This is a genomic window from Streptomyces sp. YIM S03343 (genome assembly GCF_054729195.1).
The window spans coordinates 730,691-744,900 of record NZ_JBPUKX010000002.1; the positions used below are offsets into that span (position 1 = coordinate 730,691).

Genomic DNA, 14,210 nt, shown 5'->3' on the forward strand with positions numbered 1-14,210 from the left:
CGGAATCACAGCAGGCGCAATTCCCTGGCCCGGCGCACGGCCTCGCCGCGGCGGGTGGCGCCCAGTTTGCGGTAGACGCTCTTGAGGTGGGTCTTGACGGTGTTGACCGACAGATAGAGATCGGCGGCGATTTCCTCCGTCGACAGCAACTGGGCGAGGCGCTGGAGGACCTCCCGCTCGCGTTCGCTGAGCGGTTCGACCACGAAAGGCGCCGCCTCGGCGTCCGCTGCGGTGTCCGTCGTGTGGTGGGCGGCGACGGAGGCGGGCAGCCAGGTGTGCCCGTGTGCCAGATGCGGCGCTGCGCGCAGCAGCCGCCGCAGCCAGGGACCGGCCTCCAGGACGGGACGGCGCAGCCGGTCGGGGCGGGCAAGCCGCAGGGCGCGGGAGACGAGCCGCTGGGCCGCGGCGGTGTCGCCGAGGGCGTCGGCGGCTGCGGCGCGGGTCAGCAGCACCCGTACGGCGATCGCGGGTCCCTCCCCGCCGTTCGCCGGGATCTGGTCGAGCAGGTCGAGCGCGGCCCGGGGCGAGCCGTCGGCCAGCCGGGCGCGGGCCTCGGCGGCCCGGCTCGACGTGCTGTCGGCGGGCCGCTCCTCGAAGACGCGCAGCGCGGCCTCCGGGCGGCCCGCCGCGAGATGCGCGGCGCACGCCGTGACGGCTGCCCGCTCGTGCACCCAGGGCGAGGGTTCGAGGGCCGTGGACGGCTTCTCCAGGCCGTCCAGCTCCACGAGGGCGGCCGCGGGGTCGCCCTGGGCGAGCCGCAGCCGGGCGCGCTGCAGGGCCAGTACGGCCGTCACGACGGGGTCGTGCGGTGCGGTGGCGGAGGCGCAGGCGGCGGCCTGGTCGAGATGGCGGTGCGCCTCGGCGAGTTCGTCGCAGTCGGTCGCCACGGCGGCCAGCACCAGCCGGGCCACCGGGGCGCGGGCGTCGGGCGGCAGCCCGGCACGTTCCGCCTCGGCGACCGCCTGGCGGGCGTGGGTCCGGGCGGGTCCGGGGCGGCCGTGCAGCACATCGATGAGCGCCAGCCGGCCGAGGCAGTCCTGCCGCAGGGACGCGGTCGCCGGCCCGCCGTCCGCCCCGGCGGCGGCCGTCAGGGTCGCCCGCGCGGAGTCGAGGCGTCCGGCCCAGAGCTGGGCGGAGCCCAGGTCGCCGAGGATCAGCACGGGCAGTTCCGGATGTCGGGCGAGCCGTTCGGCGGGCAGCGCACGGCGGGCCGCCTCGGCCTCCAGGGCGGCGGTCTCGGCAAGATCGGCGGCGCCGGTGGTGCGGGCGGCGAGCACGCGCATCAGGGCGCAGCTCAGCCGCAGCGCGTCGGAGGCGTTCTCGTGGTGCAGTGCGGCGGCGGCACGGTAGAGGTGGGCGAGGCCGCGGTCGGCGTCGTGGCGGACCAGGTCTCGGGCGGCGCGCACCAGGCCGGCGGCGGGTCCGGGCACGTCGGAGGGCATCCGGGCGAACAGGGTGTCGAGCCGTTCGGCGTCGAGTCCGGTCAGCAGGCGTCCGATGCCGAGGTCCTCGACGAGGAGGCCGGCGGCGAGTTCCCAGTCACCGGCGTCGGCAGCGTGCGGCAGGGCCTCGGCGAGCAGTCCGGCGTCGGCGAGCCGGCGGGCGGCCGTACGGTGCAGTCCGGGCTCGCGGCCGGGTTCGCGGACGCGCAGATGGACGCGGAGGATCTCGGCGAACAGCGGGTGGAGCCGGTACCAGGAGTGTCCGGTGGCGTCGACGAAGGCGTTGGCGCGCTGGAGCCCGGCGAGCACCGTCTCGGCGTCGTCACGGCCGGTGAGGGCATTGGCGACGTCGGGGTGGATGCGGTCGAGGACGCTGCACCGCAGCAGCAGGTCCTGGGTGGCGCGGGGCTGGGCTTCGAGGACCTCGGCGAGGAGATAGTCGGCGAGGGTGCTGCGGCCCGCCTCGAAGTCCTTCAGGAAGGTCTCCGGGTCCGCGGCCCGCTGGGCGGCCAGGATGCACAGCCGCAGTCCGGCTGCCCAGCCGCCGGTGCGCTCGGTCAGGGCGCGGACGGCCGTGTCGGACAGGGGCATACCGTGCCGGTCGAGCAGGGCGGCGGCCTCCTCGGGGCGGAAGGCGAGGTCGGCGCCGCGGATGTCGGTGACCTCGCCCGCGGCTCTGTAGCGGTGCAGCGGCAGCAGGGGTTCGCTGCGGCTGACGATCACCAGGCGCAGTCCGCCACCGGAGTGACGCAGCACGAACTGCAGCTCGTCCGCGAGTTCGGCGCAGGCGGCGACCCGGTCGAACTCGTCGAGCACCAGCACCACGGGCTCGGCGGCGCTGCCGAGTCGGGCGGCCAGCCGGGCGAGCAGCGAGTGGTCCACCTCGCCGGGGCGGGCCGGAGAACCGATGTCGTCGGGGCCGCCGGATCCGTCGGGTCCGTCGAGGCCGTGGCGGCGCAGGGCGGCAAGGACGTAGGTCCAGAAGACTCCCGGGGCGTTGTCCTCGGCCTCGACGGTGAGCCACGCGGTGCGGCGCGGCGCGTCCGCCGTCCTCGCCCAGTCGGCGGCCAGCATCGTCTTGCCCGCTCCGGCAGCACCGGCGATCAGCGTCAGCGGGCCCCGAACGCCCTGGGTGAGCCGCTCGGTCAGCCGGGCCCGCCGTACAAAGGTGCGGGGCACGACAGGCAGACTGAACCGCGCGGCCAGGAGGGGATCACCGCTGGGTGTCAAGGCCCCTGGAGGGGGATCCGTGGCTGTACCCACTCCTTGATCCTCACCCGGCTCCCCCGGGCCCGCCACCGGGACCCCCTCCGGCCCTTCACTCGCCGGCGTGGGCCTTGCGCAGTGCGACGATGTCGAGCTTGCCCATGGAGAGCATGGCCCGGGTGGCGCGGGCGGCCTTCTCCGGGTCCGGGTCGGACACCATCTCGATCAGCCCGTCGGGGATGATCTGCCAGGACACGCCGTACTTGTCCTTGAGCCAGCCGCAGGGGCCGGGCTCGCCGCCGTTCTCGGTGAGGCGGGCCCAGTAGTGGTCGACCTCCTCCTGGTCGTCGCAGTAGAGCTGGAAGGAGATCGCCTCGTCGAACGTGAACTGCGGGCCCCCGTTCAGGGCGACGAACTTCTGGCCGTTGGCCGTGAACTCCACGGCGAGCACCGAGCCCGCCGGGCCGGGTCCGGCCTCGGTGTAGTGGCCGATCCGCCCGACACTGGAGTTCTTGAAGACCGAGACGTAGAACTGGGCGGCCTCCTCTGCCTGGCCGTCGAACCAGAGGCAGGTGGTGAAACCGTCGGTGGTCATGCGTACCTCCCGGATGGCGAACATGTCGTGGGACACATCACCCGTATTGACCGCCGTGCGCCGCGGAACTCATCGGCCGCAGGCCACAAACCCCCGATCGGCCCGCCCGGACCACATCGGACGGCCGAGCCCGGAGGCCTCCGACCGCCGTAGCCCCGAACCCGGAGCCCGGAGCCCGGAGCCCGCTCTGCCCATGGCGAATCTGCCACCGGCAGAGAAACGGTCTGCGGGGGCCTGGTCCGGTCAAGAGTGGGTGCGTCGATACGTCGATACGACGTCCCGTCCACGACGACGTCCCGTCCACGACGAGGAGTACCCATGGCCCCGCTCACCGCGCTTGCCCCGCGGCTCACCCCGATCGCCCAGGAGGGCGACACCCCTTCCACGCCCTTCGACGACCACCTGGCCGCCCAACTGCTCGCGCAGCGCATCGTCCTGCTCGGCACACAGGTCGACGAGGTCTCCGCCAACCGGGTCTGCGCCCAGTTGCTGATCCTTTCGGCGGAGGACCCGCACACCGACATCGCCCTGTTCGTCAACAGCCCGGGCGGCTCGGTGCACGCGGGCCTCGCCGTCTACGACACGATGCGGCTGATCCCCAACGACGTGGCCACGCTCGCCATGGGTTTCGCGGCCAGCATGGGCCAGTTCCTGCTCAGCGTCGGCGCGGCGGGCAAGCGGTACGCGCTGCCGAACGCGCGGATCATGATGCACCAGCCGTCGGCGGGCATCGGCGGCACCACCGCGGACATCGAGATCCAGGCGGAGAACCACGAGTTCACCAAGCGGACCATCGAGCGGATCACGGCGGAGCACACCGGCCAGTCGCCGGAGACCATCTCCCGGGACGGCGACCGCGACCGCTGGTTCACGGCCGAACAGGCGCGGGAGTACGGGATCGTGGACCGGGTCGCCGAGTCGTTCGCCGAGGTCCGCCCGGCCGCCATGAAGCGACGGATGGGGCTGTGACCATGGGGACCTACACGATTCCGAACGTCGTCGAGCGGACCCCGCAGGGCGAGCGGTCCTACGACGTCTTCAGCCGGCTGCTCTCCGAGCGCATCGTCTTCCTCGGCACCGAGATCGACGACGGCGTCGCCAATGTCGTCATCGCCCAACTGCTCCATCTGGAGTCGTCGGCGCCGGAGCGGGAGATCGCGATCTACATCAACTCCCCCGGCGGCTCGTTCACTTCGCTGATGGCGATCTACGACACGATGACCTTCGTCCAGGCGCCGATCGCCACGTTCTGCGTGGGCCAGGCCGCGTCCACGGCGGCCGTGCTGCTGGCGGGCGGCGATCCCGGGCGGCGGTTCGTGCTGGAGCACGCGCGGGTGCTGCTCGGCCAGCCCGCCTCGGGCGGCAGCCAGGGCACGGTGTCCGATCTCGCCCTGCGGGCCAGGGAGATGGTGCGCGTCCGCGCCCAGGTGGAGGAGGTGCTGGCCCGTCACACGCACCACGACATCGCCACGCTGCGCGCGGACATGGACCGCGACAAGGTGTTCACCGCCGAGGAGGCGGTGGCCTACGGCCTGGCCGACGAGGTGCTGAGCCGGCGGCTCGTGGGGGGCTGAGCCGGCGCCTCGTGGGGGGGCTGAGGCGCCGGTCAGGGGGGTCGCAGGGGGGCGGCGTCGGGTTGTGGGCCGTCAGCCCGTCAGGCGGCGAGGCACAGCCCGTCGTGCGACGACGCCGACGGGCGGCGGCCTGGTGCGGACCGGCGTGCCACGGTCCGCGTCAGCTCCCCGCGGGCCAGCGTCAGCAGATCGCCGAGACCGAGTCCGAGCGCCTGGGCGGCGGCCGCGAGGACCTCCGAGGACGCCTCCTTGCGGCCGCGCTCGATCTCCGAGAGATACGGCACGGAGATCCTGGCCGCCTCCGCGACATCCTTCAACGTCCGCTCCTGTGCGTGGCGCTGACGCCGCAGCACCTCGCCCACGAGGTCACGCCACAGGGGTTCCCGGGGGGCCGGTACGACCGGTGCGACCGGTGCGGCGGCCGGTACCACGGGGTCCCGGGCTGCCCGCGGGGCGAGGGGACGGAGGGGGATGACTCGGGCTTCGTCGGGCTGCTGCTGGGTCACCTTCCCAGCCTAGGATTCCGGCGCCGGGGTGGAAGGGATCGGCGTTCCGCCCTCAGGAGAATCGGACGAGTCACCCCGCCCCGTCCGCTCGGCCCGCTGTCCGCTCCCCCTGGTCGACGAACCGGCCCGGGCGACCGGCATCGATCCGGGCGGCCGGTGTTGCGGTGGGCCGGGGGTGGGTGCGCAGCCCGGCGCTTACGGGTTGCCGCCCGCGCCCACCCGTGCCTCTCCCAAGCTTTTCGAGCAGGGGGACCCCCGCAGCGGCACGACTGCCCGCGGCTGGGGCGGGGGAGCGCGTTCTGGAGATCGGCCCCGGCACGTGTCGGCTCGCCCTGCCGCCGGCCCGGACCCCGGCACAGGCCGCCGCGGGCCGACAGCCGTAGACTGGCCGGAAAGGACGTGCGGTCCGTCCGGCGAGGCCGGGACCGCACAGGATGCGCGTCGACACGCGCACCGGCGCATTGCCCGGACCCGGCAGGCATAGGCGGCCGCGGACCGGGTAACCGCCACACCACGGCACCTTCACACGACCAAGGACCAGGGACGCAGAGCCCAAGAGGCGGACGACGTCGTAGGCGATCTTCGTGGGAGAGGCAGATGGATACCGCCAGCGCCAGTGCCACCGCCGCCACAGCGGCCAGGACGTACGAGGCGACGACGGACCGGACGACGACGCGCGACACGGCGCTGCCGGGTGTGCCCCGGCCGCGGACCGTTGCGCCGCGTGACGCGCGGGCACTGTCGCGCCAGTTCTTCCGGCGGCTCACCGAGCTGGAGGAGGGCACGCCGGAGTACCAGTACGCCCGCAACACGCTCATCGAGATGAACATGTCGCTGGTGCGTTTCGCCGCGGGCCGTTTCCGCAGCCGCGGGGACGACATGGAGGATGTCGTCCAGACCGGGATGATCGGCCTGATCAAGGCCATCGACCGGTTCGAGATCTCGCGCGAGGTGGAGTTCACGTCGTTCGCGCTGCCGTACATCGTCGGTGAGATGAAGCGGTTCTTCCGGGACACCACCTGGGCGGTGCATGTACCGCGGCGCCTCCAGGAACTGCGGGTGGAGCTGGCCAGGGCGCGGGAGGAACTGTCCAGCAGGCTGGACCGCGACCCCGCGGTCGCCGAGCTCGCCACGCTGATGAGCGTCTCCGAGGACGAGGTGGTGGAGGCCCAGCTGGCCGCCAACGGCTACAACTCCGCGTCGCTGGACGCCGCGCTCACCGGCGAGGGCGCCGAGGAGGGCGAGGCGGTGCTCGCCGACTTCATCGGGGTCGAGGAGGAGCGGATGGGACTGGTGGAGGACTTCCACTCGCTGGCCCCGCTGATGGCCGGCCTCAGCGAGCGCGACCGGCAGATCCTGCACATGCGGTTCGTCGAGGAAGCCACGCAGGCGGAGATCGGGGAGCGGCTCGGCTGCTCGCAGATGCATGTCTCACGCCTGATCAAGCGGATCATCACCCGGCTGCGACAGGGAATGCTGGGCGAACTGGGCTGCGCGTAGGGCCTGTCCGGCCCGGTCGTACAGGGCCTGTCCGGCCCGATCGGGGGCGGCTCGGCTCGTCAGTGGCCGAGCGGGATCAGGGCGGAGACGCGCTTGCCCACCGGGACGCGTTCGACGTGTACATCGGCGGCCAGGGCATGGACGACCTCCAGGCCGTGCCGCCCGATGCGCTCCGGGTCGCGCGGGAAGCGCCGGGGCAGGGCGACACTGCTGTCGTAGACCGACACCGAGACCGCGCTGTCCGTGCCCTCCAGCTCCAGGATGTACGGGCCGTTGCTGTGCCGGTCCGCGTTGGTGACGAGTTCGCTGACCACCAGCAGCAGCTCGCCGAGGGCCCGGTCGCCGATGTCGGCGCACCATTCGGTCCTGAGCTGGTCGACGAAGCGCGCGGCGAACGCGCGCGCCTCGGCTATGCAACCGGGTTCACCGGTGTAGTGCGCGGCCCGCAGGAGTGGTTCCACGGGCACGTCGAAACCAGTCGGTATCACTGCGCCGTCCAGGTGTTCGGTCATGCGTGTCTCTCTCGGAAACCGGTCCGGAGGCGGCTCACCGCCGCTCCGGCACTCTTACCCCAGGAGTGCTCGTACCCCAAGCGGCGCGCCGCAGTCCCGACGCCGACGAGGTGACGCGCGAAGGCGGTGCGGCTCGCACGGACGGCGCGGACGGCCCTCCCGGCGGGCGTGCCCCCTCTGCCCTGCTTAGCGTGACAAGGTGAGCCAGCCGTCGCCCTCCTTTGTCGACCACGCCGAGGCCGTCCGGGCCCGGCAGGGCTGGCCGCAGGCGCTGGCCGCGGTGCTGACCGGGCTGGCCGCCATGGTGCTGGTCGCGTCGGCCGGGCTGTGGGCGGCGGGTGCGGCGGAGCTGCCGGACGTCGCCTTCCCCCGCGTCGTCGCGGCGACGGTGGTGACCGCGGTGGGCGGCACGGTACGGCTGTCGGGGAACGCGGGTCCCCTGGCCGAGACGCACGCGGGGCTGACCGTGATGCCGCTGTCTGTGACGCTGACGGGCGCGCTGGTGATCGGCGCAGGCTTTCTGCGCCCGCTGCGGCACCGGGCGGTCACCGGGGCCGGGGAGCCAGTGCCGTGGCAGGCAACGTTCGCCCGTGAAGGAGCGGCGTCCGGTGCGTGCTCTCGGCGTGCCGGCCGGAGGGCCCCGTCGACGGACCGGACGTACTTGGGTCTTCGGCCGGTGCGGCGAGCGGGGGTCCCCCCTGCTCGAAGAGCTTGGGGGAGCGTGCCGGGCGTCGCGACGGGGCGAACGTTGCCTGTCGCGGCACTGGCCGGGTGGGCGGCGCGGCTGGCGGTGCTGTGGCTGGCGGCGCTGATCGGCCTCGCTCTGGGGGCCCGCCAGACCTTCGCCGTCGATGTCGGCAACGGCACACTAGGCGACATCGGTGACTTCCTGGGCATCTCGCCCGAGGTCGGCTTCACCACGGACGTGGGGCCGACGGTGCTGTTCGGGCTGCTGTGGCTGGCCGGGGTGCTGGTACTGGCGCTGCTGGTGTCGAGCGGGGCGCCGCTGCCGGCCCGGCTGCTGCGCTTCCAGACGTCCGTGCGTCCGGCGGCGTACGCGATGGTCGTGCTGCTGCTCGTCTACGTCGCTCTCGGGGTCGTTACCGGTCTGGTGGTGGCGGCCACCCGCGGCCATGTGGCGGAGACGGTGGCGGTGCTGCTGCTCGGCCTGCCGAACCTGGTGTGGCCGGCCCTCACGCTGGGTCTCGGTGTCACCTGGCACGGCAGGGTGGACGGGCCGTTCGGGCTGCCGATGCCGCATCTGCTCGACGAGGTGCTGCGCACCGAGGAGGTCTCCACGCTGAACCTGCGCACGCTCTCCGAGCACGACGGCCGGGTGTGGTGGCTGACGGTCGTGGCGGCGGTGCTGCTGCTCGCGGTGGCGTTCCTGATGGCGGTCCGCTCCCCCGCCCGGACACGGGCCTGGCAGCACGCGGTGCGCATGGGCGTCGCGCTCGCGGCGACGGTGCTGATGATCTGTCTGACCGGCCGTCTGGACGCCCACTACGGCCTGTCCCTGCTCGGCATCGGCGACCTGGGCGGCGGCCTGTCCGGCACCGTCTACCTGATACCGGCCCTGTGGCAGGCCCTCGCCCTGGCCCTCCTCTGGGGCCTGGCCTGCGGTTTCCTGGGCAGCCTCCTGACCCGCCCGACACGCCACCGAGGCGGGACGGAACCCGGGTAGGACCGCCGCACCAAGGGAAGTGAGCGAGGCGACTCAGGCGACAGGGAGGACCAGCGCGGGGATGGTGCGCTGCATGCGCAGCGCGTCCACGGACTCGGCGAGCAGTTCGTACTCGGTGGTTTCGTCGGCCGCCGCGACCCGCACAAGGCGCCCGGCGGCCAGTTCCTCGGCGACCAGTTCCTGCCGTACGTCGTCGCCGCACCAGCCGCGCAGGGCCTCCGGCACATCGGGCACCGACGGGCCGACCGGGATGAGCGCGCTGGGCGGGTACTGGGGGCGGTCGGGCTGCGGGTCGAGCCGGTCGGCGATCCACAGGGCGCGGTCGCGCAGCCACCACAGGGCCAGGGCCAGGGTGGGCGCCCGGTAGGTGCCGAGCGGTACGCCGATGCGCATGCCGTCGCAGACGCCGTACGCGGTGACATGACACAGGAACTCGTCGTGCACGATCACTCCCCCGCTGCCAAGCGCGTCAGCCGGTGTGGGTTGCCCTCGCTCTCCGTGCGGCTCGGAATGTCCCGGGTGGGGGCCCGTTCGTCCCGGACGACGTGCTCGACGGCGTCCCCGGGGCTGTCCCGCCGGCCATGCCGCGGACCCGTCCCAGGGCCTGTCGTCAGCTTCCCGTCCGCCCGGCGACGTCTGCCCCTAGCAGTCGAGTATGTTCACTTCTGAACCACTGTCACCACACCATTCCGGCCAGTCTCCTGGCATATTCGTGGCCGTTCTTGGCCGGAATGCACAGCCCATGTTGTCGGGCGGCTCACGCGCCGGAAGAGCGCCACGGCGCACGCGGGGGCGCGAAAAGGGGGCGCCTCCCAATCTACCGGGAGGCGCCCCCGCCCGTGGGGGGTCCGTGGGACCGCTACGGCGCCACGATCATGTCGATCCGCTACGGCGCCACGATCGCGTCGATCTGCGCCAGTTCCTCGGCGTCGAAGTCAAGGTTGCGGGTCGCGGCGACGCTGTCCTCGATCTGCCGCGGGCTGCTCGCGCCCACCAGGGCGGAGGTGACCCGGCCGCCGCGCAGCACCCAGGCGAGCGCGAGCTGGGCCAGGCTCTGGCCGCGGGACTTGGCGATGTCGTCGAGCGCGCGCAGCTTGCCGACCAGTTCCTCGGTGACCGCGTCCGAGTTAAGGAAGGGGCTGTCGCTCGCCGCCCGCGAGTCCTCCGGGATGCCGTCGAGGTAGCGGGAGGTCAGCAGGCCCTGCTCCAGCGGGGAGAACACGATGGAGCCGACCTGGAGTTCGTCCAGCGCGTCCAGCACGCCCTGGTCCTCCGGGCGCCGGTCGAGCATGGAGTAGCGCGGCTGGTGGATGAGCAGCGGGGTGCCCAGCTCGGCGAGGATACGGGCGGCCTCCCGGGTCTGCTCCGCCGAGTAGTTGGAGATGCCCACGTAGAGCGCCTTGCCCTGCTGCACCGCCGAGTGCAGGGCGCCCATCGTCTCCTCCAGCGGAGTCTCCGGGTCGGGGCGGTGTGAGTAGAAGATGTCGACGTAGTCCAGGCCCATCCGCTTCAGGCTCTGGTCCAGCGACGACAGCACGTACTTGCGCGAGCCCCATTCGCCGTACGGGCCGGGCCACATGAGGTAGCCCGCCTTGGTGGAGATCACCAGTTCGTCGCGGTAGGACGCGAAGTCCGCCTTGAGGGCCTCGCCGAACGCGGACTCGGCGGCACCGGGCGGCGGGCCGTAGTTGTTGGCCAGGTCGAAGTGCGTGACGCCGAGGTCGAAAGCGCGGCGCAGAATGGCGCGCTGGGTCTCGACCGGGCGGTCGGGGCCGAAGTTGTGCCACAGTCCGAGCGACAGCGCGGGGAGCTTCAGTCCGCTGCGTCCGGTGCGCCGGTAAGGCATGTCCGCGTAACGGTCGGGGTGTGCGGTGTACAACGCGACTCCAGGGGGTTGGCACACGATCTACCGGTTCCACTCTTCCCCAGGCGCGCCCCAGCGGTCCAACAGGAGAATCCGATGGAATTCAGCGGATAGGCTTCTCAGTCATGGAACTGCGCCACCTCCGGCATTTCGTCGCGGTCGCCGAGGACCAGCACTTCACCCGGGCGGCGGAGCGGCTGATGGTGTCGCAGTCCGGCCTGTCGGCGTCGGTGCGGGCGCTGGAGCGGGAGCTGCGCGCCCCGCTGTTCGTGCGGACCACCCGGCGGGTGACGCTCACCGAGGCCGGACGCGCCCTGCTCGCCGAGGCGGAGCGGATCCTGGCCCAGGTCAGGGCGGCGCACGAGGCAGTGGCGGCGGTGCAGGGGGTACTGCGCGGCACTCTCGCGCTGGGCACCGAGCAGTGCATCGCCGGGGTGCATGTGGCGGGGCTGCTCGCCGCGTTCCGGCGACACCATCCCGATGTGGAGATCCGGCTGCGGCAGACCGGCACGGGGGCGCTCGTGGAGGAGGTCGCGGCCGGGCGCCTCGACCTGGCGTTCGCCTACCGCACCGAGGACGGCACCGATCCGCTGCGCACGGTGGCGCTGGCCGCCGAGCCGATGACCGTGCTGTGCCATCCGAGCCATCCGCTGGCCGGGGCCGTCGCGGTGAGGCCGGAGGAGCTGGCCGGTGAGATGTTCGTCGACTTCCACCCGGACTGGGGCCCGCGCCGCGCCACCGACGCCGCGTTCGCCGCGTGCGGGGTACGGCGCACGGTCGCCCTGGAGGTCAACGACGTGCACAGCCTGCTCGACCTGGTCGGCGAGAACCTGGGCGTCGCCGTGGTGCCCGCGCACTTCCGGCACAAGCGGCCCTCGCTGACCGCGCTCCCGGTCAAGGGCACCGGCGAGGACGTGTACGGCACGGCGGCCCTGCTGCCGCCCCCGGAGGCCACCAGCCCGGCGGCCCGGGCCCTGATGGCGCTGCTGGAGAGCGGGGAGGCGGCACACCCCTGCTGAGGGGCGGCACCCCCCCTGCTGACCGGGGCGGTTACGCAGTTCGGCCTGCTGGACGCCGTATTGCGGACGACAGCGGGGACGCCGATGGGCGAAGGTGGACCCATGCATGTGAAGGAGATCCTCATCGACGGCTTCGGCCGTGTCAGGGAAGAAGTCCATGCCACCGTCGACGGTCTCGCGGCCGATGCCCTCGCCGCCCGCCCGACCCCCGGTGCCAATTCCATCGCGTGGCTCGTCTGGCATCTCACCCGGGTCCAGGACGACCACATCGCCGACGCCTTCGGCCTCGACCAGGTGTGGCTCACCCAGGGCTGGGAGAAGAACTTCGGGCTCGGCCTGCCCGCCCGTGCCACCGGGTACGGGCACACCTCCGCGCAGGTCGGGAAGGTGCGCGTCGACTCCGGCGAGTTGCTGACCGGGTACTACGACGCGGTCCACGAGCAGACGCTCCAGGCCCTGCGCGATCTCACCGCGAAGGACCTGGAGCGGGTCGTGGACGAGCGGTGGGACCCGCCGGTCACGCTGGGCGTGCGGCTGGTCAGCGTCCTGTCCGACGATCTCCAGCACATCGGACAGGCCGCCTATGCCAAGGGGCTGGTTCAGAGCACGGCCGCGTAGCCCGGCAGAACGACGTCCTCGATGAGGGCCTTGCGCTCGTCGAACGGTATGAACGCGCTCTTCAGCGCGTTGACCGTGACCGTGCGCAGGTCCTCGGCCGTCCAGCCCGCCTGCTCCACGAGCAGGGCCATCTCCCGGGTCATCGTGGTGCCGGACACCAGCCGGTTGTCGGTGTTCACGGTGACCCGGAAGTCCAGGTCCTTGAGCATCGTGACGGGGTGCTCGGCGATCGAAACGGCGGCGCCCGTCTGGAGGTTGGAGGTGGGGCACACCTCCAGGGCGATACGGCGGTCGCGCACCCAGCTCGCCAGCCGGCCGAGCTTGCCGTCGACGATGTCCTCGGTGATCCGCACCCCGTGCCCGATCCGCTGGGCGCCGCACACCTGTACGGCCTGGTGGATGCTGGGCAGGCCGTACGCCTCGCCCGCGTGGATGGTGAACGGCACGCTCTCGCGGCGCAGATGCTCGAAGGCGGCGAGGTGGTCGGTGGCCGGGAAGCCGTCCTCGGCACCGGCGATGTCGAAGCCGACGACCCCCGCGTCCCGGAAGGCGACGGCGAGGTCGGCGGCCTCCCGCACGCGGTCGAACATCCGCATCCCGCACAGCAGCGTGCCGACCCGCACCGGGGTGCCCGCGGCGGCGGCCCTGGCCATCCCGGCGGCGAGGCCCTCCTGTACGGCCTCCACGACCTCGGGCAGGGTCAGTCCGCCCGCCAGCATCAGCTCGGGCGCGTAGCGGACCTCGCCGTAGACCACGCCGTCGGCGGCGAGGTCGAGCACGTACTCCTCGGCGGTGCGCAGCAGGCCCTCACGGGTCTGCATGACGGCGAGGGTGTGCTCGAAGGTGGCGATGTAGCGCACCAGATCACCGGAGTTCGCGGCCTCGAAGTACCAGGCGGCCAGCTCGGCGGGGTCGGTGGTGGGCAGCCGGTGACCCGCCTCGGCCGCGAGCTCCACCAGCGTGGCGGGACGCAGTCCGCCGTCGAGGTGGTCGTGCAGCACGGCCTTGGGCAGCCGGCGGAGGGTGTCGGTGTCTATAGAGGACTGGGGCATGGCGGGCTTTCTGGGTCGGAGGCCGGGGTTACTGCTGGTCGGCGGGCTGGAGCAGGTCCCAGCGGTTGCCGTACAGGTCCTGGAGAACGGCGACGACGCCGTACGGCTCGTGGCGCGGCTCCTCCAGGAAGGTCACGCCCGCCGCGGTCATCCGGGCGTGGTCACGGGCGAAGTCGTCGGTGTGCAGGAAGAACCCGACGCGCCCACCGGTCTGGTCGCCGATCCGGGCGCGCTGTGCGGAGTCCTTGGCACGGGCGAGGAGCAGCCCGGTGCCGCAACCGTCGGCCGGGCCGCCCGGTTCGACGACGACCCAACGCGATCCGTCGGGTCTCGGAGCATCCTCGACGACTCTGAACCCGAGGGCTTCGGTGTAGAAGCGGATCGCCTCGTCGTAGTCGTCGACGACGAGGGTGACCAGGGCGATACGTCTCATGGCGACTCGGTGCGGCCTTTCCACGGGGGTGATTGACGGGTGAGGTTATACGTAAAACGTGACGCGCGCCAGTCCGTTCCGGTGGGGAGGGTTTCGCCCCCGCCGCCCCTTCCCGTTCCCGACCCGGGGGCTCCGCCCCCGCACCCCCGCTCCTCAAACGCCGGAGGGGCAGGAATCAGCCCGTCCGGCGTTTGAGGACGAGGCC

Annotated in this window: 14 protein-coding genes; 6 read left to right on the plus strand and 8 right to left on the minus strand. The window is 72.7% G+C overall.

The genetic code is table 11. The features are described from left to right. Positions 1–5 precede the first annotated feature (5 nt). Together ACSYGN_RS39015 and ACSYGN_RS39020 are read right to left on the minus strand one after the other, a co-directional pair. Entirely contained in the window at positions 6–2,621 is a 2,616-nt protein-coding gene (locus ACSYGN_RS39015) for a LuxR C-terminal-related transcriptional regulator (RefSeq protein ID WP_460405195.1), read from the minus strand. A gap of 139 nt (positions 2,622–2,760) precedes the next feature. Continuing rightward, positions 2,761–3,243, minus strand: coding sequence for a VOC family protein (locus tag ACSYGN_RS39020; RefSeq protein ID WP_460405197.1), 483 nt, complete (start codon positions 3,241–3,243; stop codon positions 2,761–2,763). 318 nt (positions 3,244–3,561) lie between these two features. On the opposite strand from ACSYGN_RS39020, the gene ACSYGN_RS39025 reads away from it, so the two are divergent. Both ACSYGN_RS39025 and ACSYGN_RS39030 read left to right on the plus strand, forming a co-directional pair. Next, complete coding sequence (locus ACSYGN_RS39025) at positions 3,562–4,212, plus strand: ATP-dependent Clp protease proteolytic subunit (protein ID WP_460405199.1); 651 nt, start codon at positions 3,562–3,564, stop codon at positions 4,210–4,212. A gap of 2 nt (positions 4,213–4,214) precedes the next feature. Then, entirely contained in the window at positions 4,215–4,817 is a 603-nt protein-coding gene (locus ACSYGN_RS39030; protein WP_460405201.1) for a ClpP family protease, read from the plus strand. Between the two features lie 80 nt (positions 4,818–4,897). Here ACSYGN_RS39030 and ACSYGN_RS39035 read toward each other — a convergent pair whose 3' ends face one another. Beyond that, entirely contained in the window at positions 4,898–5,323 is a 426-nt protein-coding gene (locus tag ACSYGN_RS39035) for a helix-turn-helix domain-containing protein (protein ID WP_460405203.1), read from the minus strand. Between the two features lie 597 nt (positions 5,324–5,920). Between ACSYGN_RS39035 and ACSYGN_RS39040 the strand changes: the two genes are divergently transcribed. Next, positions 5,921–6,823, plus strand: coding sequence for a SigB/SigF/SigG family RNA polymerase sigma factor (locus ACSYGN_RS39040; RefSeq protein ID WP_460405206.1), 903 nt, complete (start codon positions 5,921–5,923; stop codon positions 6,821–6,823). A 59-nt stretch (positions 6,824–6,882) separates the two neighbouring features. Here ACSYGN_RS39040 and ACSYGN_RS39045 read toward each other — a convergent pair whose 3' ends face one another. After that, entirely contained in the window at positions 6,883–7,335 is a 453-nt protein-coding gene (locus ACSYGN_RS39045) for an ATP-binding protein (RefSeq protein ID WP_460405208.1), read from the minus strand. Positions 7,336–7,534: 199 nt separating this feature from the next. On the opposite strand from ACSYGN_RS39045, the gene ACSYGN_RS39050 reads away from it, so the two are divergent. Then, entirely contained in the window at positions 7,535–9,019 is a 1,485-nt protein-coding gene (locus tag ACSYGN_RS39050; protein WP_460405209.1) for a streptophobe family protein, read from the plus strand. A gap of 33 nt (positions 9,020–9,052) precedes the next feature. Here the strand turns inward: ACSYGN_RS39050 and ACSYGN_RS39055 are convergent, their stop codons facing one another. Together ACSYGN_RS39055 and mgrA are read right to left on the minus strand one after the other, a co-directional pair. Further along, entirely contained in the window at positions 9,053–9,463 is a 411-nt protein-coding gene (locus tag ACSYGN_RS39055) for a hypothetical protein (protein ID WP_460405210.1), read from the minus strand. 442 nt (positions 9,464–9,905) lie between these two features. Further along, a complete protein-coding gene (gene mgrA / locus ACSYGN_RS39060; protein ID WP_460405212.1) occupies positions 9,906–10,898 on the minus strand; it encodes an L-glyceraldehyde 3-phosphate reductase in 993 nt (330 codons plus the stop codon). Between the two features lie 110 nt (positions 10,899–11,008). On the opposite strand from mgrA, the gene ACSYGN_RS39065 reads away from it, so the two are divergent. Together ACSYGN_RS39065 and ACSYGN_RS39070 are read left to right on the plus strand one after the other, a co-directional pair. Further along, a complete protein-coding gene (locus ACSYGN_RS39065; protein ID WP_460405214.1) occupies positions 11,009–11,902 on the plus strand; it encodes a LysR substrate-binding domain-containing protein in 894 nt (297 codons plus the stop codon). Positions 11,903–12,004: 102 nt separating this feature from the next. Then, the gene (locus tag ACSYGN_RS39070; RefSeq protein ID WP_460405216.1) at positions 12,005–12,520 is read left to right on the plus strand and encodes a mycothiol transferase; all 516 of its coding nucleotides are present in this window, start codon (positions 12,005–12,007) and stop codon (positions 12,518–12,520) included. Here ACSYGN_RS39070 and ACSYGN_RS39075 read toward each other — a convergent pair. Further along, positions 12,502–13,572 (minus strand): adenosine deaminase, encoded by a 1,071-nt coding sequence (locus ACSYGN_RS39075; RefSeq protein ID WP_460405218.1) that lies wholly within the window; start codon positions 13,570–13,572, stop codon positions 12,502–12,504. The genes ACSYGN_RS39070 and ACSYGN_RS39075 overlap by 19 nt on opposite strands. Positions 13,573–13,600: 28 nt before the next feature. Then, positions 13,601–14,005, minus strand: a complete 405-nt coding sequence (locus ACSYGN_RS39080) for a VOC family protein (RefSeq protein ID WP_460405220.1) — start codon at positions 14,003–14,005, stop codon at positions 13,601–13,603. Between the last annotated feature and the right edge of the window lie 205 nt (positions 14,006–14,210).